Source organism: Hamadaea flava (assembly GCF_024172085.1).
Classification (GTDB): Bacteria; Actinomycetota; Actinomycetes; order Mycobacteriales; family Micromonosporaceae; genus Hamadaea; species Hamadaea flava.
Genome location: NZ_JAMZDZ010000001.1, coordinates 4,433,643 through 4,458,257 on the forward strand (window position 1 = coordinate 4,433,643; position 24,615 = coordinate 4,458,257).

Sequence of the window (24,615 nt, forward strand, 5' to 3'; positions counted from 1 at the left end):
CGTTTCGCCTGGTCATGCTTGGGCGGCGGGCGTCTCACACTGCGGTTGCATACCGACTCGCGCCGAGGTGCCCAAGGTCCGTAGACTCGACGCGCAGGGCCTCGTAGCTCAGGGGATAGAGCACCGCTCTCCTAAAGCGGGTGTCGCGCGTTCGATTCGCGCCGGGGCCACCGGGAGGCCGCAGGCCAGCGGCATGATCATCTCTGGCCTGCGGCCGTCGCCGTGCCGGGCTCCGATCGGCCGCCCATCGGCACCAGCGAGATTCCTCGTCCGGGCAAGCCTCGCCCGACCCATAGCCGACGCGGTTTCGTCCACGTTCGGTCCGCGTGACCGTTTTGATCTGTGGGCGGCCGGCTTTTTCGGCCCAGCCGGTACGCTGGGAGCGCCCTGACTCCCCGCCGCCGTGAAAGAAGTCGATGCACCCGCAGAACCATTGGTACGGCCATTCTCAGTTCCTCGCTGAGTACGCGGGACTGGGTTCGGGCCGCGCGCCGCGCATCGACGGATACCTGCAGCACGGGTGGAACGTCCACAACGGGTTCGGCATCCGGACGCCGCTGATGCCGGGGGCGACGAAGCTGGTCTGGTCGGCTCGACCGATGCGGCGCGGGTGGCGCTACGGTGATCGGAATTATCGCGTCATCGGGTCGCCGTGGGCGTACTTGTTGCGGGTGCAGCCGGGCGAGCCGCAGGAACGCACGGGCACCATCTTCTATCCGTTCCACGGCATCCCGTCGCAGTCGGTGACCGGCGATCACGAGAAGCTCGCCCGCGAGGTACGCGAGACCGAGGACGGCCCGGTCACGGCCGCGCTCTATTGGCTGGAGTACGAGCAGCCGGAGATCCGGCGGGCGTACGAGAAGGCCGGGTTCCGCGTCATCTGTCACGGGTACCGCACCGGCGGGTTCGACCGCGGCAGCAACGCGATGCTGCGCAATCAGCTTCACGAGCTGCGCCGGCATCGGCGGGTGGTGTCCAACCGGCTGGCGACAGCGGTGCTCTACGGCGCGAGCGTGGGCTGCGAGGTCGGCATCTACGGCGACGAGATGCTCATCGAGAACGAGCATCCGATCTACGGCGGGAACGCCCGCATCCGGCGTACTTGGCCGCAGATGCACGCGACGTTCGTGGATCGGGTGGCCGCCACTGCGGTGGCCGACGAGGAACTCGGCTTGAGCCGGCTCCTGAGCCCGGCCGAACTCGCCGACGTCTGCGGCTGGGCGCTACCCGACTCCGGCACCGCCGAGGTGCCGCATCAGCGAACCGACCGGAGGGACTGAAGGTGGACGCGGTCAACCTCGCTGGTGAGGAGATGCTCGACTGGATGGAGCCGCCCGCCGACCGGCCGGGTTCGGCGGCCGTGCTCAGCCAGGCGATCCGGGACCTGATCCCGCCGGGCGGACGCGTTCTGATCGCCGGGCCCGGCGACGATGAGCTGATCCGCTCGCTCGTGGCGACCGGTACGCACGTCGACCTCCTGCTCCGCGGCCACACCGATGCCGAGACCGCGCAGACGGCGTACGCCGGGCTGCCGGTGACCGTCCACAACGGCAGCCTGAACATGTTCGGCCGCACGGGATACGACGCCGTCCTCGCGCTCGGCGGGATCGCCCGGCTGAACACGCCCGAACACGTGCTGAGCTGGCCGGACGCGGTCGCTGCGCTGCGGCGTACGCTCCGGCCGGGCGGCACGCTCGCCGTCGTGGTCGCCAATCCCTTCGGCGCCGACCGCATCGCCGACCCGCGCTCCGGCGTACGCGCCTCGAACGACGACTGGCCCACCGGGACGGCTTCGCGCCCCGTCACCGGCCTGGGCGATGCGCTGACGACGCTCGACCTGGCCGACGTCCGGACGTTCGGGCTGTTCCCGGGGTTGGACGCACCGACGGCTGTCGTCGAGCGAGCAGCGCTCACCGAGCAGCTCAGCGGCCTGATCACGTCGGCCTGGGCCTGGTCGCCGGACCATCCCGTTGTCACCGATCCGCGTCGCCTCGTCCGGGACGCGATCCGGGCCGGCCTGGGCTGCGAACTCGCCCCGGCGTGGCTGTTCGTCGGCCACACCGGGACACCGACCGGCTCCGCGCCCGCGGCCACGGCGTACGCGGATCGCCCGGTCGCGCCCGACTTCGCCGTCGTCCAGGTCCTCCGGGCCGACGCCGATGGCTGGCACCGCGAACCCGCCGGCGAGCCGGCCCAGCGGACGAAGAACGGGTTCACCCGATCGCCGGAGCTGCTCGCCGGCCGGGTGAGCGCCGGGCCAATGGTCGAAGACGTCCTCCTCGACGCGTGCGGCCAGCACGACCTCGCGACGGTACGCACCCTGCTCACCCGATACGTGGCCTGGCTGCGTACGCGCGACGGGCGGATCGGGGCGACCCTGGACAACGTCGTCGACACCGGCGACGGGCTGGAGCTGTTCGACCCCAGCTGGGCGAGCACTACCGAACCGACGGCCGAGACGGCGGCGACACGGGCGTTCCTGCGGTTCGCCCAGCGACTGCGGTCCGGGGCGTACGAGAACCCGTGGCCGGTCGGAGTCTCCGTCGAACGGCTGACGATCACGCTGGCGGCGACCGCCGGACTGACGATCACCCTCGACGACGTACGCACCGCCGCAGACCTGGACGCCGAGATCGCTGCGGCGCTGGGCGAACCGACCGGCGAGAGCACTGCTCCGGAGGGTCAACGGGAGGCCCTGGCCACCGTCGCGCGACTTACCACTGCGCTCGCCGAGGCCCAGGCGCAGACCACGTTCCTCGAGGAGCTGGTCGTCAAGCGGGACCGCCAGCTGGCCGACCTGCGCCGATCGGTCACGTTCATGATCGGCCGGGTGGTCACCGGGCCGCTGTCGGCGTTGCGCAAGGCCCGCCGCCGCCTCCGCCGCTAACTCCCCACCGTCTCCCCGCCCCCACCGCGTCCGCGGGGGTAGCCGGCGGATCACGGTTACGCAGGCCAAATCGGCCCGCGGAAGCATGCGTAACCGTGATCTGCAGGAAAACCACCTTGCCCAAGTGGCACAACCGGGCGTATGTTGTTCTCAGAGTGAGTTAATCTCGGTACGAGAAAGACAGGGCCGACATGACCTCCGAACGTGAGTACCTCGACGCGTACGACCCCCGGGCCTTTCCGGCGACGGCGGTGACGGTCGACGTCGTGGCGCTGACGATCCGCGACGGTCGTCTCCACGTCCTGCTCATCGAGCGCGGCGAACACCCCTACGCCGGCCGAAAGGCATTGCCGGGCGGCTTCGTCCGCGAGGAGACGTTGGACGATGCAGCGCGGCGGGAACTCGCCGAGGAGACCGGTCTGACGCCGGAACAGGACGCCATGCGGCGGGTTCATCTGGAGCAGCTGGGCACGTTCGGCGATCCGTGCCGCGATCCCCGGATGCGGGTCGTGTCGGTGGCGTACCTGGCGTTCGCGCCGAGCCTGCCGGATCCGCGTTCGGGCGGCGACGCCGCCGCGGCCAGCTGGTTCCCGGTGGACGAGGTTTCCGGGCTGGCCTTCGATCACGACGAGATCCTGTCGGCCGGGCTCGAACGCGCTCGGTCGAAGTTGGAGTACACGCCGCTGGCGACGGCTTTCGTCGGCTCCGAGTTCACCGTCGCCGAACTGCGCGCGGTGTACTCCGCGGTCTGGGGCGAGGACCTGCACGCCGGGAACTTCCATCGCAAGGTCCTCTCGGTGCCGGGTTTCGTGGAGAGCACCGGTGCCACGACCGAGCGCGGCGGTGAACGCGGTGGTCCGCGCGCCCGCCTTTATCGCGCCGGCGACGCCCGCCTGCTACACCCCGCACTGCTACGCCCCGCTAGCGAAGACGACGTCCGATAGCGCCGGCACCGGCGAAGACGCCGTGCACCGACAAGCGGCGAACCCGGCCGCGAAGCAAGCGATCACGAAGCAAGCAGCCACAAGACAAGCAGCCACAAGACAAGCAGCCACAAGACAAGCAGTCACAAGACAAGCAGCCACACAGGAACAACCGGGAAGGGGAACGAGATGGGAAGCGGACGCTGGTCCACCGACGTCTACCAGGCCGGGGAACGGTACCGGGCGGCCACCGGCGGGAGCGCCTTCGCGTACAGCGACAGCGGCGCGCGGACGGTGCATCCCCGGCTGGATCCACGGCAGGCCCGGCTGCGGGAGAGCCGGGACAGCGTAGAGCACCCCCGGTCGACGGCGATCGCGGTGCTCTTCGACGTCACCGGGTCGATGGGGCACGTGCCACGCACGCTGCAGACGAAGCTGCCGGATCTCTTCGAGCTGCTCGTCCGCAAGGGCTACGCCACCGACCCGCAACTCATGTTCGGGGCGATCGGCGACGCCACCTGCGATCGCGTACCGCTCCAGGTCGGGCAGTTCGAGTCGGACAACCGGATGGACGACGACCTCGGCCGCATCGTGCTCGAAGGCGGCGGGGGCGGTCAGCGCACCGAGTCCTACGAGCTGGCCATGTACTTCATGGCGCGCCACACCGACATCGACTGCTTCCGGCGGCGGGGGCGGCGTGGTTACCTGTTCATCATCGGCGACGAGATGGCGTACCCCGAGGTCAGTCCGGCTGAGGTCAGCCGGGTGATCGGCGATCGCCTGCCCGGTCCGATCCGGACCGAGTCCATCGTGGCCGAGCTGCAGCAGAGCTACGACGTCTACTACATCCTCCCGGCCGGCACGAACTACGCCGGGGACCGCCAGATCCTCGGCTACTGGCGGCGGCTGCTCGGGCAGAACGTCATCGAGCTGGACGACCTCGACGCGGTGTGCGAGACCATCGCCCTCACCGTGGGTCTCGGCGAGCGGGCCATCAGCCTGGACCAGGGTCTCGGCGACCTGGACGAGGTCGGCTCGGGGGCCGGGTTCGTCGTCGGCCGCGCGCTGTCCCGAGTGGTCCGCCTGTGATCGACGCCCGGCACACGGTGGTCGTCGATCTCGGCTACGGCGACGCCGGCAAGGGCACGGTCGTGGACTGGCTCTGCGCCAACGAACCGGTCTTCGCGGTCGTCCGGTTCAACGGGGGCGCGCAGGCCGCCCACAACGTGGTGGCGTCCGACGGACGCCACCACACCTTCTCCCAGTTCGGCTCGGGCTCGTTCCGGCCGGGCGTGCGAACGCATCTGTCCCGCTTCATGGTCGTCGATCCGGTGCTGCTCGCGATGGAGGAACGGCATCTCGCGGCGTTGGGCGTACCAACATGGGAGAGATTGACCGTCGACGAACGCGCGTTGCTCGCGACGCCGTGGCACCGCGCGGCCAATCGCCTGCGCGAAACCCGGCGAGGCGGGGAGCGTCACGGTTCGTGCGGGGTCGGGGTGGGCGAGGTGATGGCCTTCAGCCTCGCGCACCCCGACGCGCCGCGGGTGGGTGACGTCCGCGATCCGGCGCGGCTCCGTCGCGTTTTCCAGCTGGTACGCGAAGAGCTGAGCACCGAGCTGGGCGGCTTGGGGTATGACGTGCCCGTCGAGGACGTGGCGACCGCCTACGAGGACTTCGGCCGCACGGTGTCGATTGTGGATGGCGCCTACGGCGCGGAGCTGCTGGCCGCCGGGCCGTGTGTCTTCGAAGGCGCGCAGGGCGTGCTGTTGGACGAATGGCGTGGCTGGCATCCCTACACCACCTGGTCGACGACGACCTTCGACAACGCGATGACGCTGCTGGACGAGGCCGGCGAACAGGCCCGCCGGCTCGGCGTCGTCCGCGCGTACACGACTCGGCACGGGCCGGGCCCGATGGTGACCGAGGACGCGCACCTGACCGCCGCGCTGCCGGACGCGTACAACACGGACGGTCGCTGGCAGGGCGGGTTCCGGGTCGGTCATTTCGACGCCGTCGCCCACCGGTACGCCGTCGAGGTCTGCGGCGGCGTGGACGCGCTGGCCGTCACCCATCTCGACGTCGCCGCGCGTACGCCCGGACTGCGGATGTGCCCAGGCTACGAGACCGGTGAGCGGATCGCGCTGGGCGAGTTCGGGGACTTGGCGTACCAGGAGAAGCTGACGGCCCAGCTGTTCACGGCCGCTCCGGTGCTCGACGGCCACCCGTCGGCCGACGCCATCGCAGCCGCCTTGGACGCCCCGGTGTTCCTGGAGTCGTGGGGGCCGACGGCGGAGGACAAACGCGTGCGGGGATGATCGCGGGATGGAGATCCGTGCCGCCCGGTCCGAGGACTACGACCCGATCATCGCCGTCGTCGACGACTGGTGGGGCCGCCCGATCGCCGGCTCGCTGCCCCGGCTGTTCTTCGACCACTTCCACCGGACGAGCCTGATCGCGACGTCGGACGGCGTACTGGCCGGGTTCCTCATCGGCATCCTGTCGCCGTCGTCGGCCGAGGACGCGTACATCCATTTCGTCGGGGTCAACCCGGCGGTGCGGAGCACCGGCCTCGGCCGTCTCCTCTACGAGCGCTTCTTCGAACTGGCCCGGGCCGACGGGCGTACGCGGGCCGGGGCGATCACCGCCCCCGTCAACGCCGGGTCGATCGCCTTCCACCAGCGCATGGGGTTCGCCGTACGCGGCCCCGTCGCCGGGTACGACGGGCCGGGCAAGGACATGATGGTCTTCTCCCGCACCCTGTAGGCAGCATCGAAGTATTGACGTTTGTGTAACGCCGGGGTTATCTATACGTCCATGAGAGCGCTCTCACAGAACTCCTCGCCCCAGCGGCTGCTGGTCGCGGCCGTCGCCCTCGGCCTCACCGCGGCCGCCGCGTTCGCCGGCACGCTCGGCGCCAACGCCGCCCTCCCGTCCACCCCCAGCGGCTGGACCCAGGTCTTCGCCGACGACTTCACCGGCAGCGCCGGCTCCGGCGTCAACACGGCGAACTGGCAGTACACCACCGGAACCAGCTATCCCGGCGGGCCGGCCAACTTCGGCACCGGCGAGGTCGAGACGATGACCTCCAGCACCACGAACGTCCGGTTGGACGGCTCGGGGAACCTGCTGATCACCCCGGTCCGGGACGGCGCCGGGAACTGGACCTCCGGCCGGATCGAGACCGTCCGCTCCGACTTCCAGCCGCCGTCGAACGGCGTACTGCGGGTCGAGGCCCGGATTCAGCTGCCGAACGTCACCGGCAACTCGGCGCTCGGCTACTGGCCGGCGTTCTGGATGCTGGGCGCGCCGTATCGCGGGAACTACTGGAACTGGCCGAGCATCGGCGAGATCGACATCATGGAGAACGTCAACGGGATCAACAACGAGTGGGCGACCCTCCACTGTGGCACGACGCCCGGCGGACCGTGCAACGAGACCAGCGGCATCGGCGGCCAGCGGGCCTGCTCCCCCACCACCTGCCAGGCGGACTTCCACACCTACCGCGTGGAGTGGGACCGCAGCACCAGCCCGCAGCAGATGCGGTGGTACCTCGACGGCGTCCAGTTCCACACCGTCAACGCTAACCAGGTCGACGTCACGACCTGGACGAACGCCACCAACCACGGCTTCTACGTCATCCTGAACGTCGCGATGGGCGGCGGCTTCCCGGCCGCGTTCGGCGGCGGTCCCACGTCGGCCACCGTCTCCGGCATCCCGATGAAGGTCGACTACGTCGCCGTCTACAGCAAGGCCGGCAGCGGCTCGACGAGCTCCCCGACTCCGTCGGCCACCACCGGCAGCGGTACGCGCGACGCGTACTCGACGATTCAGGCCGAGTCCTACAACTCCCAGAGCGGTACGCAACTGGAAACGTGCACCGACAGCGGCGGCGGGCAGAACCTGTCGTACGTCACCAACGGCGACTGGGCGCTGTACCAGAACGTCAACTTCGGCAGCACTCCGGCGACGCAGTTCTACGGACGCGTGGCCAGCGGCGCCGCCGGTGGCGTGAGCGGCCTGGTCCAAATACGCCTCGACAGTCTGTCCAACGCCCCGATCGGGTCGTTCGCGCTCGCCAACACCGGCGGCTGGCAGACGTGGTCCACGGTGCCGGCCAACATCACCGCCGTCACCGGTACGCACAACGTCTACCTGACCTTCAGCAGCGGCCAGCCCGCCGACTTCGTCAACGTCAACTGGATCTCGTTCGGCCACTGAATGCCCGTCTGACGGTGGCTCCCCGACTGGGGGGCCACCGTTGTGCGTATCCCTTGTCCTTAGAGGGAGAGACGGAGACCGGGGGTCGCCGCGACCACCGGGCACCGCGCGTGGGCCGCGGCTTCCGCGAGCAGCGCGACCGGATCGTGCCAGGGCCGGAGATGCGTGATGACCAGCAGTCGCGCGCCGGCCGACGTGGCCAGGCGCCCCGCGTCGCCCGCGCTCAGATGGCCCTTCTCCGGCTCGGCGTCGAACCCGGCGGCCTCGGCGAGCACGACGTCGCAGCCGGCCGCCAGCTCGTCCAACTCGGCGCACGGCTCGGAGTCGGCGGTGTAGCAGAACCGGTCGTCGAGGCGGATCGCCCAGGTGTCGCGGGTGTGGCGGACCGGAGCGAGCCGCACCGTGAACGGACCGATCCGGGTCGTGGCCAACGCCTCCGGTACGCGCCGCAGCTCCGCGTCGGCGTCGTGCTGCCAGATCCGCAGCGTGTCCGGACCGTAGACCGGGATCGGCGGCGCCTCCGGGTGGAACCGTTCCTTGTGGTACCCGATCGCGAACAGGTCGTCCGAGTGGTCGCCGTGCGAGTGCGAGATGAAGACGGCGTCGAGCGCGCCCGGATCGGTGTATCGCAGCAGCGGGCCGGCCGAGCCCGTGCCCGCGTCGAGCAGCAGCCGGAAGCCCTCCCGCTCCAGCAGGTAACTGGAACAGGCCGAGTTCGGGCCGGGGATCGAACCGGAGCAGCCGACGACGGTCAAGCGCATCGCTTGATCTTGCCCCGTTTCCGGCCGATCGCCCACCGGCTACGCTGCCGGCGGACGACCTGCCGGGAGGTCACCGGCGGCCGATGTCGATCCGGTCGCCCCGCTCGTCGAAGAAGTGCAGCGCCTCCATCCGCACCGACACGGCCAGCGGATGACCGTTCGTCACCTGCGGGTACGGCGCGAGCCGGACCGCCAGTTCGGCCGGGCGGCGGTGGTGGCGGCCGTCGCTGAGGACGCTGGTGCGCTCGGCGACCGCCGTCGCGGCGGCCGGGTCGCGGGGCGTCGCGCGGCCGCTGAGCCGGCTGAGGACGTGGCCGAAGCGGCGCAGGCCCCGGTTGCCGTTCTCGTCGGTGCCTTCGGCCGGAGCGCCGCCCAGTTCGTCGATGACGACGGCGGTCGCGCCGATGTCCACGAAGGCCAGCGACTCGTGGCCGTGGTGTTCGAGGTAGCGGATGCGGCCCTGGAGCACGTCGCCGGGAGTGTCCGGGGCGACCGGCATCAGCGCCTCCGCCCGTACGCCGACGACGATGCGCTCGCCGTGGTAGTGCGACACCGCGCGGGCGCGAATGTCGTCCCACCGCAGATAGAGCGACTGCTCGCCGAGGTTCAGCTGGACGTAGCGGTCCAGGTGGACGTAGACCGACGCCTCCAGCAGGTTCATCCGCGGGCTGCCGAGGAACGCCGCGACGTAGAGGGTCGCCGGCTTGCCGTAGACCTGGGTCGGGGTGCCGACGTCCTGCAGCACGCCCTTGCGCATGATGGCGACGCGGTCGGCCATGGTCAGCGCCTCGGCCTGGTCGTGCGTGACGTAGATGGTGCTGACGCCCAGCTCGTGGACCAGACCGGAGATCTCCGCCCGCAGCTCGGCGCGCAGTCCACTGTCCAGGTTGGACAGCGGCTCGTCCATCAGGAAGAGGCCCGGACGGCGCACGATGGCCCGCCCCATCGCCACCCGCTGCCGCTGGCCGCCCGAGAGCTGGCTGGGCTTGCGGGCGAGCACGTCACCGATGCCGAGCGCGGCGGCGACGTCGGCGACCCGCTCCTGCCTGGGCTGGGGCTCCACACCGGACAGTCGCAGCGGGAAGCCGATGTTGTCCCCGACGGTCATGTGCGGGTAGAGCGCGAAGTCCTGGAACACCATGGCGATCCGCCGATCGCGCGGTGCGAGCTGGTTCGCCAGCACACCGTCGAGCATGATCGCGCCGCTCGACGGGTCCTCCAGCCCGGCAACCATGCGCAGCACCGTGGACTTGCCACAGCCGGACGGACCGAGGAGGACCATGAACTCCCCGTCAGCCACGTCCAGGTTCACATTGTCGACCGCGACCGTCCCGTCCGGGAAGACCTTGGTCACGTCCTTGAGCGCGACGGTAGTCACCGTCACCTCCCACACTGTTCCGGCCGCAAGTCTCGTAACTGTGACGAAAACCTCTCGGTCCGTACATCGGGTAAACGTTTGATGTTCAGCCCGTATTGGCGCCGTTACGCAGCAGCTAGAAAGAGGGGTCCTGTCGCCGGGCGGCCTTGTACCCCCATCGCAGCACCGAATAAACCGGGTACAGCCGCTTGGCCAACAGAACGTATTTGATCTGATGGATTCGGCCGCCCGGCGGCGCCCATCCCGGCGGGGCGTACCGGTGTTGGAAGGCGGCCAGCCGAAGGAAGAACTCCCTGCGTAGCCGGGCATCGGGCACTCTGGTCTCGTTGCCGAGGACGGCGATGCCCTGCCGCATCGACTGTTCGAAGAGGACAGGCCGCAACGGGTGGTCCGCCGGCACGGCCGCGAAGACCAGCTCCCAGTGGTGGATCATGCCGAGATGGCGGGCCCCGCCAGTGGACGTGATCGCGCCCTCGCGCAGTCGGTAATAGACACAGACCTGGTCGAGGAAGGCGATCCGGCGTGCGGCGAGCACCGCCGGATACGTCCAGGACACGTCCTCATACAGGCCCGGGTGGAAGCGCAGCCCCTCATCGAGAAGGAACTGGCGGCGTACGACCCGGTTCCAGGCCACGTGCAGCAGCCCGACGACCGACGGCCGCTCCACCGCCGAGAACACCTCCGGCCCCGGCGACCGTGCCAACGCCCGCGCCACGGCGCTGCGCCGGCTCGTCCGGGTGTCTTCGGCGTACCGGGCGAAGTCGACGATCAGCATGTCGAGCGCCGGGTCGGCGGTCAGGCGCCGGATCGCCGCGGCGATCGCCCCGTCGGCCAGCCAGTCGTCGCTGTCCACGAACCAGACGAAAGCGCCGGTCGCCTCGTCCAGGCCCGCGTTTCGGGCCCGGCCGAGGCCCACATTCTCGGTCAGATGTCGTACGCGGACACGAGGGTCGCGGGCGGCGTACTCGTCGGCGATGTCACCCGAGCCGTCGGGCGAGCAGTCGTCCACGACGATCAGCTCGAAATCCTCTGGAGCCGATCGCAGGATCGAGTCGAGGCACTGCCTCAGGTACGCCTCGACCCGGTAGACCGGCACCACGACGCTCAGCAACGGCACGCTGCATCATCGCATGCCGCATGCGAATTATCGGATGAATCGCGACAGATCAGGCCACGGCCGGAGCCGGTACCGGTCCGCCCTTGTACGCCTGCAGCGCCTGCTCCACCGTGCCGTCGACGCGCAGCTCACCGCGGTCGAGGAACAGCCCGCGGGTGCAGAAGCCGGTGAGGTCGGCCTCGTTGTGCGAGACCAGCACCATCGTCCGGCCCTCGGCGAGCAGCCGCTGCATCGTGCCGTAGCACTTGGCCCGGAACTCGGCGTCGCCGACCGCCATGACCTCGTCCACCAGCAGGATCGGGTGCTGCAACTGGGAGATGATCGAGAAGCCCAGCCGGACCTTCATGCCCGACGAGTAGTGACGCACCGGCGAGTCGATCGACTTCGCGACCTGCTCCCCGGCGAAGTCCACGATCTCGTCGAACTTCGCGGCCAGCTCCTGCTTGGTCAGCCCATGCAGGGAACCCACCAGGTTCAGGTTCTCCCGACCGGTCAGGTCGTTGGAGAAGCCGGCCGACAGCTCCAGCAGCGGCGCCACCCGTCCGCGTACGCGGATGTTGCCCTCGTCCGGGATGAGCACCCCGGCGATCAGCTTCAGCAGGGTGCTCTTGCCGGTGCCGTTCTTGCCGATGACCCCGACGGCCTCACCCGGCTTGATGTCGAAGGAGAGCTTCCGCAGCGGCCAGAACTCGCCTTCCACACCCTTGTGGATGGCGCGCTTGCGGCCGTGGAAGACCAGCTCGCGAACCTGAAGGTTGCGACGGCGACCTTTGACGAACCGTACGCCGAGGTTCCGGGCGCTGATGATGGGTTCGCTCACGGGGTCACAGCTCCTTGAGAACCGAGGGCTCAAGCTTGTGGAACGTCCACCAGCCGAGGAGGAGAACGAGGGTGCACCCGGCGGCGCAGGAGAGCAGCAGCCCGAGCGACGGCCACTCCTGCGGGAACCACGCGGAATGCTGGAGCTGCATGATCCCGACCAGCGGATTGGCCTGGTAGAGGATCTTCACCCACTCGGGGACGTCCTTGCTGTTGACGACCTTCTCGAGGGGGTAGATCACCGGCGCGGCGTAGAGCAGGATCCGCTGCGCGAGCCGGATGAACCGCTCGACGTCCGGGAGCATCACGTTGAGGCCGCTGAGCAGCAGCGCGACGCCGGTCAGCAGGACGAACTGGAGCACCACCGCGAGCGGGATGCCCACCGCCGTACGCCACGTGACGTGACCGTGGAAGATGATCGCCGCCGCGATCAGCACCGGAATGCCCGCGAGGTACTCGGCGAACCGGCCGGTGACCCGGCCGAGCGGGAAGATCTCGCGCGGCACCTTGATCGTCGTGATCAGGCGGGCCTGCGCGGTGAGCGCGGTCGTCGACTCCGACAACGCGCTGCTGAACCACTGCCAGGCGAAGATGCCGGAAAGGATGAACAGCGGATAGGACGCACCCTCGAAGGTGCTGCGGCTGCCGTAGAGCACACCGAAGACGAACCAATAGATCAGGCCCATCGACAGCGGTTCGATCAACGACCACAGGTATCCCAGCACCGACTGCTGATACTTGACGGCCAGATCCCGCTGCACGAGTACACGCAGCGTACTGCGATGGCCCCAGACCCCGGCCACGCTCGTACTCACCCAGGACCTCCCGGCGTCATCATCCTCAAAGACTGTGGGCGCAAGGGTAACAGCGCTCTCCCGCTCGGATAGACCCACGGTCAGCACTCGATGACGTTGACCGCAAGGCCACCGCGAGCGGTCTCCTTGTACTTCACCTTCATGTCGGCTCCGGTCTCCCGCATTGTCTTGATCACCTTGTCGAGGCTGACGTAATGGTTCCCGTCGCCTCGAAGGGCCAGGCGGACCGCTGTGATCGCCTTCACACTGGCGACGGCGTTCCGCTCGATGCAGGGGATCTGCACCAGACCACCCACAGGATCGCAGGTCAGACCGAGGTTGTGTTCCATAGCGATTTCGGCGGCGTTTTCCACCTGCGCGGGCGACCCGCCCATCACCTCGGCCAGCCCGGCCGCCGCCATCGAACAGGCCGAGCCGACCTCGCCCTGGCAGCCGACCTCGGCACCGGAGATCGAGGCGTTCTCCTTGAACAGGACGCCGACCGCGCCCGCGGTGAGCAGGAAGCGAATGATGCCGTCGTCGTCGGCTGCCGGGACGAATCGGGCGTAATAGTGCAACACCGCCGGAACGATGCCTGCGGCTCCGTTCGTGGGTGCGGTCACCACTCGACCTCCGCCCGCGTTCTCCTCGTTCACGGCCAGGGCGAACAGCGTCACCCAGTCCATGACGCGCAGCGGATCGGTCATGCCCAACCGGCCGACTTCCGACTGAAGCTGGCGACGTAGCTCGGCGGCGCGGCGGCGCACCTTGAGCCCGCCGGGCAGAGTGCCCTCCCGCGTGCAGCCGGCCTCGACGCAGTCGGCCATCACCTGCCAGATGTGCAGCAAACCGGCCCGGACGTCGGCCTCGGAGCGCCAGGACAGCTCGTTGGCGAGCATCACGTCGCTGATCCGCAGCCCGGTCTCCCGGGTGTGGGCCAGCAGTTCGGCGCCGGTGCTGAAGGGATAGCGCACGGGAGTGTCGTCGGCCTTGATCCGGTCGGCCCCCGCCGCCGCCTCGTCGACCACGAATCCGCCGCCCACGGAGTAGTAGGTGCGGCTACGCAGGACCGCACCCGCCGCGTCCCGGGCGGCGAAGGTCATGCCGTTGGGGTGATAGGGCAGCGCCCGCCGCCGGTGCAGGGTCAGCTCGACGGTGGCGTCGTGTACGCCCAGCAGGGCGACCCGCCCGGCTGCCCGCATGACGCCGGCCCGCTCGTCGGCGGTCTGGGTGTCGACGGTCTCCGGGTCCTCCCCGGCCAGCCCGAGCAGCACCGCCTTGTCGCTGCCGTGGCCGTGGCCGGTCGCGCCCAGCGAGCCGAAGAGTTCCGCCTGGATCGAGGCCACGTCGGCGAGTACGCCGTCGGCCTTGAGTCCGGCCACGAACGTCCGAGCGGCCCGCATCGGCCCCACCGTATGCGAGCTGGACGGCCCGATGCCGACCTTGAACAGGTCGAAAACGCTGATCACAACACTCCTCCGAGGCCGAGACCACGCACCTCGTCGTGCTCGTTCCCGGCGGCCCCCAGCCTACTGTGCCCGGCCGGGGGCGGCCGTCCGCGTGAGCGCTTGTCTCCGGGACCGAAGTGCCGGCTGTCACGCCCGGGAGGTCGGCGCGACGAACCCGTCAGGCGTTGGAGAACTCGACGGTGGCGGTATAGCCCAGCGAGCGCATCATGCCGGTGAGCATCGCGCGCGTGTTGTTCTCCGCGCGCTGCTTCAACTCGCTCGCGGTGGCGGCCTCACCCAGCTTCTGCTCGGCGAGCACCATCACCTCCTGCTGGCGGTTGGTGTCGCCGTCGAAGAAGTCGCCGACCCGGTTGAACAGGCCACGTTCCTCGGCGAAGGCGTAGCTGCGGCCGAGATCGAGATGCGGCTGCTCCAACTGCGGACCGGGCAGCGTGATCTTCACCGTCTTCTTCTCGTCGTCCTGCAGGATGGCCTTGTCGGAAAGCGTCCCGAACTCGACATACGCCTGGACGGTCCCGTACGCCACATAGAGGACCCGGTCGTTGACCAGGAAGTCCGGAACGTACTTACGGTCCTTCTTCAAGTCGATGACCACCTGGAACTCGCCCTCGGCGGCGACGAACCGGCTCAGGTCCTTGATCGAGATGAGCAGCGGGGGCTGCTGCTTGACGACCGTCTGCTTGGCGAACGGATTGTGGAACTCGGGCAGGAGCCCGGTCAGGTTGAGGCCGAGCACGGCGACCGCACCCAAGCCGACGATCATGAGGAACCAGAAGACCTTGCGGCCGAATCCGGACGAACGCGGTTCGAGGATGTACGCCGGGCCAGGCGGTCCGGGCAGCACCTCGGTGTCCGGCTCGGCCTGGCCGACCGCACTCCTGGCGGCTCGCCCAAGAGGCTCCCCGGCGGTCACGCCATGGGTCGGGTCGTCGCTCATCTCGCGTCTCCTCCCAGACCGGTCCACTACCGGGCTGACGGTGTTGCCCTAAACGGTAAGGCCCGCGTACGACAGCCGAAAGACCTTGATCCGCGCGGACCGGGCGGGGGGCGGCCGGACCGGGGCGGACGGGCACGAGGTGCCCGAAATGACGCGCCGCTAAACGGCTGGTCACCGGGTGTCATGCAGGTCCGGCCAACCCGGCGTTAACGGAAGAACAACGATGGGTGCGCTAGCCTCTAGCACCATGCTCACCGTCGCCGAAGTCAAGGCCCGGACCTGCAAGGAACGGGACTCCTGGTGGACCGTCCTGCTGGTCGACCCCGTCGCGGTCCGGCTGACCAGGGTGTTCGCGGGCGTCCGCTGGATCACGCCGAACCGGGTCACCTTGACCGCGTTCACGATCGGCCTGGTCGCGGCGTTCTGCTTCAGCCGGGCGACGACGGGTTGGCTGGTGGCGGGGGCGGCGCTCTACTACGTGAGCTTCCTGCTGGACTGCGTCGACGGCAAGATCGCGCGACTCAACGGCACCGGTTCGATCTTCGGGATGTGGCTCGACTACATCTTCGACCACGTCCGGATCATCACCTGCGTGGCCGCGCTCTTCGGCGGCCAGTACGCGGCCACGAAGAACGTCGCGTACCTGATCGTCGGCGCGGGCGCGCTCGTCCTGGAACTGTTCCACTACGTGAACTCCCAGGAGATCTTCCAGATCAACACCGAGATGCGTACGCGGCTGGAGGCCCGCCGGGCCGAAGCCGGGTTGGTGTCGGCTGTGGACGAAGCCGAGGCGGCCAAGCGCCCCGGCAACCGGTCGATCATGCAGTTGACCGGCAACGACCAGGGCCTGTTCGGCCGCGTACGCGGTTGGCTGCGGCGCAGCCGAATCCGGCCGCACCTCGTCGGCGGCATCGAATTCCAGATGGCGCTGCTGATCGTCGCCCCGCTCGCCGGCGCGATCCTCGGCCGGGGAGCAGTCATTGGGGTCAGCGTCACGGCGGCCGCCCTGATGATTCTCTTTGAGCTGGCTGTGATCTTCATGGTCTATCGTGCGGCGCGCTCCGTGACCGGCCAGATCGCCGCGATTCGCCTACCCGTGCAGCAGACCGATGCGATAGCGTTTACCGGCGGTTTGTCCGCTGTTCACCCCACGCACCACACCGCAATTCATCCCCGCGCAAGTGAAGACGAAGCAGGCAGGACCCGAACATGACGCTGTTCCCGTTGGCCGAGGTCAAGGAGCGCACCTACAAGGACCGGGACTCCTGGTGGACCGTTCTGCTGGTCGACCCGATCGCGGCCCGGATCACCCGCCGGGTGGCCGCCGTCCGTTCCCTGACCCCCAACCGGATCACCCTCATCGCCTTCGGGATCGGCCTGGTGGCCGCCGCCTGCTTCGCGCTGGCCGATCCGCTGTGGCTGATCCTGGGCGCGTTCTTCTACCACGTGAGCTTCACCTTCGACTGCGTCGACGGGAAGGTCGCCCGGCTCACCGGCAACGGCTCGATCTTCGGCGCCTGGCTGGATTACATCCTCGACCGGATTCGCATCGTCGCCTGCACCGCCGCGCTCATGGGCGGCCAGTACGCGGCCACGCACAACGCGGCGTACCTGGTCGTGGCGACCGTGGTGATCTTCCTGGACATGTTCCGCTACCTCAACGCGCTGGAGGTCGCCAAGGTCCACCGCGAGGTCAGCAGCAAGGTCGAGGGCACCGGGGCGGCCGTGAACGAGGCCGGCGCCGTCCGCATGACCGCCCTCGCCGGGAACGGCAAGCGCAGCGTCTTCTCCCGCGCACGCCAACTGCTCCAGCGGAGCCGCATCCGGCCGCACCTGTTCGGCGGCATCGAGTTCCAGATGGCGGCGTTCATCGTCGCGCCCGTCGTCGGGGCGTTCGCGACCGGCGCGATCATCTGGGTGATCCTCGCCGCCGCCGCTCTCACGGTTCTGTTCGAGCTGGCCGTGATCTACATGATCTACCGCGCCACGCAGGTCGCCGATCAGCGGGTGCGGACGCTCGCCGCCACCGTCCCCGCCCAGTCGGCGCCGGTCGAGGCGGCTACGGCAGGCGCGGCAGAATCGGTGAGCTGAGGTCCTTGGCGACCGCCGCCGCGCGTACGGCGTCCATTGTGCTCAGATCGGCCAGTTCTCGCAGCGTGACGACGGTCGGCGGCAGCATGGACAACTGGCCCGCGGCGTAGCCGGCCAGCGCGGCGGTGGCGGTCAGCCACCGATGCTCCTCGGTCTCTCCATTGACCTCCACCGCGTCGGTCTCCGCGTCGACCAGGCCAATGAAGAAGTAGGTGTCGAACCGCCGGGGCTCGAACTCCGGAGTGACCCACCGCGCCCACGCCAGCAACTGCTCAGCCGCGACGACCAGCCCGGTCTCCTCGCGTACCTCCCGAAGGGCGGCCCGCGCGGCGATCTCCAGCTCGGACCCGCCGGGCTCGGCGTCGATCGGATCGGCGCTGCCGCCGGGGAAGACCCAGCGACCGCCGAAGACCATCTTCACCGGGCGGCGCATGAGCAGCACCGCGCCGTCCGGACGCAACAGGATCGCCGTCGCGGCCAGACGCGGCACGGCCGGGCTCGCCCCCGAAGCGGCGAACCGCTCCGATTGCTCCCGGAAGTACGCGAGGTCGGCGCCGGGGATGCCGTCGAACGGATTGGTCATCCGCGAAGCGTACGCGGCCCTCCCCGCGCGACCCCCCGCGTCTTTCCGCGCGATCATGAACCTACGTGCGTGATCAACCGGCGTGTCGCGTCCGCCCGACCCTGATCGACTCCTTAACACCGTGATCGACTTCTGCGCGGCTGACCCGAGATTGATCACGGCCGCCGGGGATCGATCAGGGCGCTGGGGACATGACACGCCGGTCGATCATGACGGTTAGTTCATGATCGCGCGAAAAGAACGGGGGAGGGTGGGTCAGAAGCCCAGGAGGCGGCGGATGTCGGCGGTCAGCGGGGACGGGCCGAGCGGCTGGCCGTCGATCGACCGCAGTTCGGCGACGCCCCGGATGCTGGAGATCAGCCAGGCGCCGTCGGCCGCGACGAGCCCAGCCGGGGTGATCAGCTCCTCCCCCGCGGTGAGGCCGAATTCGCCCGCCCGGTCGAGCAGGTGGCGCGCGGTGGTCCCGGCGAGGATCCCGGTCTCCGCCGAGGGCACCGTGAGCAGCCGCGAACCGTCTCGCCAGACGACCGTCGCGGTGGGGGCCTCCAGGACGTAGTCGTCCGCCGACACCCATACGACGTCGTCGGCTCCCTGCGACCAGGCCCAGCGCTGCGACGCCATGTTGATCGCGTACGACAACGACTTCACACCGCCGAGCAGCCACGGAGCCGGCGTACGCGCGCCGACGGCGTACCCGAGGGTCGCGGTGCGTACGCGGACTCCGGTGTCGCGGGCGTTGATCGACACCGCGCCGACCGGCGACCCGAGGACGAGGAAGGTCGGGTCGCCGCCCTCCTCGGAACCGCGGGTGCAGATGAGCCGCAGCGAGTGCTCCTGCGGTCCGACCCGGGCGCAGACCTGGTCGATCAGGTCGTGCAGCGCCTCCGGTGCCGGCAGGGGCAGCTCCATCCGGGCGGCCGACCGGGCGAGCCGGGCCAGGTGCTCGTCGAGCATCCACGGCTTGCCGCCGCGGACGTGGACGGCTTCGAAGACCCCGTCGCCGCGCAGCAGCCCGAGGTCGTCGGCGCGCAGCACCGGGGTGGCGGGATCGACCAGGCCGCGTCCGAGCACGGCGAGAACGGTGACGGTCACGGCAGGCAGCCTAGCCACTCGCAAGATCCCCCCGCACTCCCCAGCCAGACCGAAGCGCGCGGCAAGGGACCTTGGCGGAACGCGAACTATGATCGACGGGTGTCCGACTCCCTCGCCCGTGCGTTGAAGGAGCGAGGCCTGCGCCTGACCGCCCAGCGGCAACTGGTCCTGGAGGCCGTGCGGGAACTGGGTCACGCCACGCCCGACGAGATCCACGCCAAGGTGCAGTGCATCGCCTCCGGCGTGAACATCACGACCATCTATCGCACGCTGGAGCTGCTGGAAGACCTCGGCCTGGTGACGCACGCGCATCTGTCGCACGGCGCGCCCACCTTCCACGCCGCCGAGGACCGGCACGTGCATCTGGTCTGCCGGGCCTGCGGGCACGTGCAGGAGCTGGCCGTGGAGAGCGTCACACCATTGGCGCAACAGCTGCGGGCCGAGCGAGGATTCAACTTGGACGTGGGGCACGTCGCCCTCTTCGGGACCTGCGGGAGTTGCCAGTGAGCGTCGTTATGATCGAGGACCTCGCGCCGGAGTCGCGCGACGCCGGCGTACCGGCGCATTTCGGCGATCCGCTCCGGGAGCAGCGGCTGCTCGCCACCGAGGCCGGTCTGGTCGACCGGGGCAATCGCGGGGTGCTGGCCATCCCGGGCGCCGACCGGTTGAGCTGGCTGCACAGCATCTCCACGCAGCACCTGACCGCACTGCGGCCCGGCCAGGGCACCGAGACGCTCTTCCTGTCCCCGCACGGCCACATCGAGCATCACGCGCTTGTCACCGACGACGGCGAGACGACCTGGCTCGACGTCGAGCCGGGGACCCAGTCCGACCTGCTCGCCTTCCTCGAGAAGATGCGCTTCCTCATGCGGGTCGAGCCGGCCGACGTCACGGCGAGCTGGGCGGTCCTCAGCCTGGTCGGCCCGGCGGCGGCCAAGATCGTCGAGCTGCCGGCCCCGGCCATCGCGCCGGTGCCCGGTCCGAAGTTCACCGCCGGTTCCGTCCCACCCCTTCCGACCAGCTTGTACGCAGTTCAGCCGGCCTTCGGCGGATGGGCGCGCCGGGGTGAGTTCGGCGTGGATCTGCTAGTGCCCCGCGACGCCGTCGACGCGGTCGCGGACGAACTCGACGTGCCCAGGGCCGGGCTTTGGGCGTACGAGTCGATGCGGGTGGAAGCCCGGCGGGCCCGGCTGGGGTTGGAGACCGATCACCGCACGTTGCCGGCGGAGGTGGACTGGACCGCGGATGCCGTGCATCTGGAGAAGGGCTGCTACCGCGGGCAGGAGACGATCGCGCGGGTGCACAACCTCGGCCGCCCGCCGCGCCGCCTGGCGTTGCTGCACTTGGACGGCATCGCGACCGACCAGCTCCCGGCGCAGGGTACGCCCGTCAGCGCCGACGGCCGGGCGATCGGTTTCGTCGGCACCGCCGTGCAGCACCATGAACTGGGCATGATCGCCCTCGCCCTCCTGAAGCGGAATATCTCCGACGAGACCCCCCTCATGGTCGGAGAATCTGTGGCCGCGATCGACCCGGAGTGAAAAAACTCCGCTGACGTGGCAGGATGCGGCCATGACGACGACGACGTTGATCACCGTTGCCCCGACCGGGGCCGAATCGGCCAAGGCCGACGTGCCGGCCCTGCCCGTCACCCTCGACGAGCTGGTGGCGACCGCACAGGAGTGCGAGTCGGTCGGCGCGAGCGTGATCCACGTCCACATCCGGGACGAGAAGGCCCAGCCGACGCTCGACCAGGGCCGCCTGCGGGAGACGGTGGCGGCGTTGCGGCAGGACACCGACCTGATCGTCCAGCTCTCCTCGGGCGGCTCGGTGCACGACCCGGAGGAGGCCCGGCTGGCCGTCCTCGACGCCGCGCCCGACATGGCGAGCTGCACGATGGGCACGGTGAACTTCGGCGAGGACGTCTTCCTCAACCGCTGGGAGTTCATCGTCGAGCTGCACACCCGGATGCAGGACCGCGGCATCGTCCCCGAGTACGAGATCTTCGACCTCGGCCAACTGTGGGCGCTTCAGCGGCTGCTGGACAAGTACGGCCTGCCCGCGGGCGGGCACGTGCACGTCGACTTCGTGATGGGCGTACCGGGCGGGATGCCGGGCACGACCGCCGCGCTGGTCGCCTGCACCACCGCGCTGGCCGACCTGCCAGCCGGGACGACGTTCTCCGCCACCGGCATCGGCCGGGCGACCCTGCCGGTCCTGCTCGCCTCGTTGTCGGCCGGCGGGCATCTCCGGGTGGGGATGGAAGACACCATCACGTACGCCAAGGGCCAGCCGGTGGAGTCGAACGCCCAGCTCGTAGCCCGGGCGGCGGGGTTCGCCCGGCTCGCCCAGCGGCCGCCGACGACCTCGGCGCAAGCCCGCCAGATGCTGGGCGTACGCCGATAGGCGGGGATAGTGCTCGCCAAGTGCGGTTAGGGTGGGTAGCGTCCCGGACGACGACGGTCGCCTGGGACGTATTCGGCGGCGTGTCCTAGGGAGGGGGCGGCACAGTGATCTTCAAAGGCGTCCGGGACGGGCGCCCTTATCCGGAACACGGTTACTCCCTGAAGCAGTGGTCCGAGATCCCGCCCCGGCCGGTCCGGCTCGACCAGCTCGTCACCACCAAGCGCGAACTCGCGCTGGACAAGCTGCTCGCCGAGGACTCCACCTTCTACGGCGACCTCTTCCCGCACGTCGTTCAGTGGGAAGGCGCCATGTATTTGGAGGACGGCCTGCACCGGGCCCTGCGGGCGGCGCTGCAGCAGCGGCACCAGATCCACGCTAGGGTGCTGGTCCTGTGACGACTGCCGCCTGGGACATCCTGGAAATCGACGCGCTGCTGACCCCAGAGGAACGCGACATCCGGGATGCGGTCCGCGCGCTGCTGGACAAGAAGGTCCGGCCCCACGTCGCCGGGTGGTTCGAGCAGGCGGCGTTGCCCGCCCGGGAGCTGGCCCGCGACTTCGGTGAGCTGGGGCTGCTCGGGATGCGGCTGCACGGCCACGGCTGTGCCGGGATGTCCGCGGTGGCGTACGGGCTGGCCTGTCTCGAACTGGAGGCGGCGGACTCCGGCATCCGATCGCTGGTCAGCGTCCAAGGCTCGCTGGCGATGGAGGCCATCCACGCGTACGGCTCCGACGAGCAGAAGGATCGCTGGCTGCCCGGCATGGCCCGCGGCGAACTCATCGGCTGCTTCGGCCTGACCGAGCCGGACCACGGCTCCGACCCGGCTTCGATGGCGACCCGGGCGGTCGCCGACGGCGACGGCTGGCTCCTCCGCGGGGTCAAGATGTGGATCACCAACGCGCCGGTCGCCGACATCGCGGTCATCTGGGCTCGCGTACCGGACGCGGGGGTGCGCGGATTCCTCGTGCCGCTGGACACCCCGGGCGTCACCGTCCGGGAGATCACTCAGAAGCTCTCCCTCCGAGCCAGCCTCACGGGCGAGATCGTCCTCGACGACGTACACCTCCCGGCGGACGCGATCCTGCCCGGTGCGACCGGTCTGCGGGCGCCGCTGTCCTGCCTGACCGAAGCCCGCTACGGCATCGCCTGGGGGGCGCTCGGGGCGGCCCGCGACTGCCTGGAGACGGCTTTGGCGTACGCGACGACGCGGGAGCAGTTCGGCAAGCCGCTCGCCGGGTTCCAGCTGACCCAGGCGAAGCTGGCCGACATGGCCCTGGAGCTGCAGAAGGGGCTGCTGCTCGCGCTGCACCTGGGCCGGACGGCCGACGCGGGCCGGCTGACCCCGCCGATGGTGAGCCTGGCGAAGCTCAACAGCACCCGCGAGGCGATCCAGATCGCCCGGACGTGCCGGACGATCCTCGGTGCGAACGGCGTCTCCGGCGAGTACCCGATCATGCGGCACGCCAACAACCTGGAAAGCGTGCTGACCTACGAGGGCACCTCGGAGATCCACCAGCTGGTGATCGGCCAGACCCTCACCGGCATCCCCGCCTTCTCCTAACCCGCGTCAGCGGGCGGGAAGGATCGACAGGTCGGCCAGGGCCAGCCGAACGTTCCGGTTGATCACCGTGATCAGCTCGAGCTTGCCGCTCTCGATCCCCCAGGCCACGATCACCGTCGCGCTGTCACCGTTCGCCGACAGCAGCACGGTGGCCGCATCCAGCCAGCCCACCGGCTCGACCCGGTCCGCCTCGGTCTTCATCGTCTCCACGAGTACGCGCAACACCGCGCCCGTCGCCGCCCGGAGCGCCGCCGTCGCGCTGACCACCTCGCCGTACCGGGCGGGCACGTGGCCCGGGGTCTGGCAGCGGCGGACGAGGCGGCCCCGATCGGCCGGGTTCGGCCCGGTGGACAGCGCGAAGCCGAGCCCTCGCCACAGTCCGACCCAGGCCGTCAGCTCACCGTCGAGGCTCGTGTCGACCGGCTCGGACTTGTTCGCGGTGTATCGGCGTACGCGGGCGGGGGCGGTCAACGGCCGGCCGAGGGCGAGCAGCTCGGTCGTCCGCAGAATCGGGTCGCCCATCATCGGGTCCTTGTGACCTTCGGGCGCCACGACGTCGTTGAGGTCGACGGCGTCGAGCAGATCGGTGAGCTGCCCGTCGGCCCGCACGACCTGGCTTCCGCCGACCGCGGCGTACAGGAGGTGCTGGGGGTCGAGCCAGATCGGCGCGCTGACCGTGGTCACCTTGTCGAGCGTGTGGACCGATCCGGTCGCGACGTCGAACAGCATCTGGTTGGCGTCGCGAAAGGCGATGTAGCGCCCGTCCGGCGACATCACACCGGGGTTGTCCGGCCGGACGCGCAGGTCGGGTACGGCGTACAGGCGGCCGTCGTCGAGCAGCAGGACGGCGGACTCCTCGGTCGCGCTGAACACGCCTCGGGCTCGGCGTCCACGCGGCAGGCTCACCGACGCCTTCTCGAACTCGATCTCGGCCGGCAACGGGGAACGGCGTACGGGCAGCCGGCTCAGCTCGGCCAACGGCGGCACGACGTCGACGCCGGTGGGCAGGGTGGTCGACTCTGGACTCGGCGAGCCGGACGTCTCGCCCTCCGGCGTACTCTCCGGGCGCGGGCGACTGACCGTCATGACCAGCCCGATCAGGGCGAGACCGCCGACGATCACGCTTCGCCGCCGCACCGTCTGCGCCGACCGCTCCCAGATGAACTGCGCCTCGTCGGCCGGGCTCAGCGAACCGTGGAGACGAGATCGCCGGGGCGCCTCGTCAGGCAGCGGAACCGGGCGGACGTCCTCGTCAGGATCGGTCTCGGCGAGCGACAGCCGGATCTCGCGCTGCGGATCGGCGTATTCCTTGACGACGTCGGCGAAGCCCCGCCGGAGCACCTTGTCGGCGGCCTTCTCGGGATCCTGCCGGGCGGCTCCGGGGAGGCGCGCGTACCAGGGCCAGCGGAGCGCCACCGAGGCCAGCAGGTCCCGGGCAGCCTGGTCGGCGAAGCGCTCGTCGGGGACATATCGCCGGACTTCCCGGATGAGCAGCGGCAGCCGGCTCTCGACGTAGGCGACGAAGGCGGCGGGCGGGGCGAGCGCGTCGCGGACCATGCCGACCATCCTCGCCCGC

At 69.9% G+C, this 24,615-nt stretch carries 24 protein-coding genes and 1 tRNA gene; 15 read left to right on the forward strand and 10 right to left on the reverse strand.

The genetic code is table 11. The annotated features are described in order from the left end of the window. Positions 1 to 97: 97 nt before the first annotated feature. The 8 genes from HDA40_RS20930 to HDA40_RS20965 all read left to right on the forward strand — a co-directional run bounded on the left by HDA40_RS20930 (position 98) and on the right by HDA40_RS20965 (position 8,031). Positions 98 to 170: transfer RNA gene (locus HDA40_RS20930), tRNA-Arg, on the forward strand. Positions 171 to 416: 246 nt separating this feature from the next. Beyond that, positions 417 to 1,280: a hypothetical protein gene (locus HDA40_RS20935; protein ID WP_253758443.1), complete on the forward strand. Its 864-nt coding sequence runs from the start codon at positions 417 to 419 to the stop codon at positions 1,278 to 1,280. A gap of 2 nt (positions 1,281 to 1,282) precedes the next feature. Further along, positions 1,283 to 2,887: a class I SAM-dependent methyltransferase gene (locus HDA40_RS20940; RefSeq protein WP_253758446.1), complete on the forward strand. Its 1,605-nt coding sequence runs from the start codon at positions 1,283 to 1,285 to the stop codon at positions 2,885 to 2,887. 191 nt (positions 2,888 to 3,078) lie between these two features. Continuing rightward, on the forward strand, positions 3,079 to 3,831 hold the full coding sequence (locus HDA40_RS20945; protein ID WP_253758448.1) for an NUDIX hydrolase: 753 nt from the start codon (positions 3,079 to 3,081) through the stop codon (positions 3,829 to 3,831). Between the two features lie 168 nt (positions 3,832 to 3,999). Next, positions 4,000 to 4,899 (forward strand): hypothetical protein, encoded by a 900-nt coding sequence (locus tag HDA40_RS20950; protein WP_253758450.1) that lies wholly within the window; start codon positions 4,000 to 4,002, stop codon positions 4,897 to 4,899. After that, positions 4,899 to 6,128 carry an adenylosuccinate synthetase gene (locus HDA40_RS20955; protein ID WP_372503169.1) on the forward strand — a complete coding sequence of 410 codons (1,230 nt, stop codon included), beginning with the start codon at positions 4,899 to 4,901 and terminating at the stop codon, positions 6,126 to 6,128. The genes HDA40_RS20950 and HDA40_RS20955 overlap by 1 nt, the downstream gene beginning before the upstream one ends. A 7-nt stretch (positions 6,129 to 6,135) precedes the next feature. Next, a complete protein-coding gene (locus HDA40_RS20960; RefSeq protein ID WP_253758455.1) occupies positions 6,136 to 6,576 on the forward strand; it encodes a GNAT family N-acetyltransferase in 441 nt (146 codons plus the stop codon). A gap of 51 nt (positions 6,577 to 6,627) precedes the next feature. After that, positions 6,628 to 8,031, forward strand: coding sequence for a glycoside hydrolase family 16 protein (locus HDA40_RS20965; RefSeq protein WP_253758456.1), 1,404 nt, complete (start codon positions 6,628 to 6,630; stop codon positions 8,029 to 8,031). A 59-nt stretch (positions 8,032 to 8,090) separates the two neighbouring features. Here HDA40_RS20965 and HDA40_RS20970 read toward each other — a convergent pair whose 3' ends face one another. The 7 genes from HDA40_RS20970 to HDA40_RS21000 all read right to left on the reverse strand — a co-directional run bounded on the left by HDA40_RS20970 (position 8,091) and on the right by HDA40_RS21000 (position 15,306). Further along, positions 8,091 to 8,792 (reverse strand): MBL fold metallo-hydrolase, encoded by a 702-nt coding sequence (locus tag HDA40_RS20970; protein WP_253758458.1) that lies wholly within the window; start codon positions 8,790 to 8,792, stop codon positions 8,091 to 8,093. 70 nt (positions 8,793 to 8,862) lie between these two features. After that, positions 8,863 to 10,170 carry an ABC transporter ATP-binding protein gene (locus HDA40_RS20975; RefSeq protein ID WP_253758460.1) on the reverse strand — a complete coding sequence of 436 codons (1,308 nt, stop codon included), beginning with the start codon at positions 10,168 to 10,170 and terminating at the stop codon, positions 8,863 to 8,865. 115 nt (positions 10,171 to 10,285) lie between these two features. Continuing rightward, positions 10,286 to 11,287 carry a glycosyltransferase family 2 protein gene (locus tag HDA40_RS20980; protein ID WP_253758462.1) on the reverse strand — a complete coding sequence of 334 codons (1,002 nt, stop codon included), beginning with the start codon at positions 11,285 to 11,287 and terminating at the stop codon, positions 10,286 to 10,288. A 49-nt stretch (positions 11,288 to 11,336) separates the two neighbouring features. Continuing rightward, positions 11,337 to 12,026, reverse strand: coding sequence for an ABC transporter ATP-binding protein (locus HDA40_RS20985; RefSeq protein WP_372503170.1), 690 nt, complete (start codon positions 12,024 to 12,026; stop codon positions 11,337 to 11,339). Positions 12,027 to 12,111: 85 nt separating this feature from the next. Continuing rightward, positions 12,112 to 12,921 (reverse strand): ABC transporter permease, encoded by an 810-nt coding sequence (locus tag HDA40_RS20990; protein ID WP_253758465.1) that lies wholly within the window; start codon positions 12,919 to 12,921, stop codon positions 12,112 to 12,114. A gap of 80 nt (positions 12,922 to 13,001) precedes the next feature. Further along, positions 13,002 to 14,369 carry an L-serine ammonia-lyase gene (locus HDA40_RS20995; RefSeq protein ID WP_253758467.1) on the reverse strand — a complete coding sequence of 456 codons (1,368 nt, stop codon included), beginning with the start codon at positions 14,367 to 14,369 and terminating at the stop codon, positions 13,002 to 13,004. A 157-nt stretch (positions 14,370 to 14,526) separates the two neighbouring features. Beyond that, on the reverse strand, positions 14,527 to 15,306 hold the full coding sequence (locus HDA40_RS21000) for a DUF4230 domain-containing protein (protein ID WP_253758469.1): 780 nt from the start codon (positions 15,304 to 15,306) through the stop codon (positions 14,527 to 14,529). Between the two features lie 247 nt (positions 15,307 to 15,553). Between HDA40_RS21000 and HDA40_RS21005 the strand changes: the two genes are divergently transcribed. Together HDA40_RS21005 and HDA40_RS21010 are read left to right on the forward strand one after the other, a co-directional pair. Further along, positions 15,554 to 16,519, forward strand: coding sequence for a CDP-alcohol phosphatidyltransferase family protein (locus HDA40_RS21005; protein ID WP_253758471.1), 966 nt, complete (start codon positions 15,554 to 15,556; stop codon positions 16,517 to 16,519). Then, the gene (locus tag HDA40_RS21010; protein WP_253758473.1) at positions 16,516 to 17,397 is read left to right on the forward strand and encodes a CDP-alcohol phosphatidyltransferase family protein; all 882 of its coding nucleotides are present in this window, start codon (positions 16,516 to 16,518) and stop codon (positions 17,395 to 17,397) included. Before HDA40_RS21005 ends, HDA40_RS21010 begins: the two co-directional genes overlap by 4 nt. Here HDA40_RS21010 and HDA40_RS21015 read toward each other — a convergent pair. Both HDA40_RS21015 and HDA40_RS21020 read right to left on the reverse strand, forming a co-directional pair. Then, positions 17,366 to 17,980, reverse strand: a complete 615-nt coding sequence (locus HDA40_RS21015; protein ID WP_253758475.1) for an NUDIX hydrolase — start codon at positions 17,978 to 17,980, stop codon at positions 17,366 to 17,368. The genes HDA40_RS21010 and HDA40_RS21015 overlap by 32 nt on opposite strands. Positions 17,981 to 18,235: 255 nt before the next feature. Continuing rightward, a complete protein-coding gene (locus HDA40_RS21020) occupies positions 18,236 to 19,072 on the reverse strand; it encodes an aminotransferase class IV (RefSeq protein WP_253758477.1) in 837 nt (278 codons plus the stop codon). A gap of 99 nt (positions 19,073 to 19,171) precedes the next feature. Between HDA40_RS21020 and HDA40_RS21025 the strand changes: the two genes are divergently transcribed. From HDA40_RS21025 to HDA40_RS21045, 5 genes are all read left to right on the forward strand, one after another. Beyond that, the gene (locus tag HDA40_RS21025) at positions 19,172 to 19,579 is read left to right on the forward strand and encodes a Fur family transcriptional regulator (RefSeq protein WP_253758479.1); all 408 of its coding nucleotides are present in this window, start codon (positions 19,172 to 19,174) and stop codon (positions 19,577 to 19,579) included. Continuing rightward, entirely contained in the window at positions 19,576 to 20,613 is a 1,038-nt protein-coding gene (ygfZ, locus tag HDA40_RS21030; protein ID WP_253758481.1) for a CAF17-like 4Fe-4S cluster assembly/insertion protein YgfZ, read from the forward strand. The genes HDA40_RS21025 and ygfZ overlap by 4 nt, the downstream gene beginning before the upstream one ends. A gap of 31 nt (positions 20,614 to 20,644) precedes the next feature. Further along, a complete protein-coding gene (locus tag HDA40_RS21035) occupies positions 20,645 to 21,478 on the forward strand; it encodes a beta-keto acid cleavage family enzyme (protein ID WP_253758483.1) in 834 nt (277 codons plus the stop codon). A 104-nt stretch (positions 21,479 to 21,582) separates the two neighbouring features. Further along, positions 21,583 to 21,873, forward strand: a complete 291-nt coding sequence (locus HDA40_RS21040; RefSeq protein ID WP_253758485.1) for a type II toxin-antitoxin system VapB family antitoxin — start codon at positions 21,583 to 21,585, stop codon at positions 21,871 to 21,873. Beyond that, positions 21,870 to 23,039 (forward strand): acyl-CoA dehydrogenase family protein, encoded by a 1,170-nt coding sequence (locus tag HDA40_RS21045; protein WP_253758487.1) that lies wholly within the window; start codon positions 21,870 to 21,872, stop codon positions 23,037 to 23,039. The genes HDA40_RS21040 and HDA40_RS21045 overlap by 4 nt, the downstream gene beginning before the upstream one ends. 6 nt (positions 23,040 to 23,045) lie before the next feature. Here HDA40_RS21045 and HDA40_RS21050 read toward each other — a convergent pair whose 3' ends face one another. Further along, a complete protein-coding gene (locus HDA40_RS21050; RefSeq protein ID WP_253758489.1) occupies positions 23,046 to 24,596 on the reverse strand; it encodes a hypothetical protein in 1,551 nt (516 codons plus the stop codon). Positions 24,597 to 24,615 lie beyond the last annotated feature (19 nt).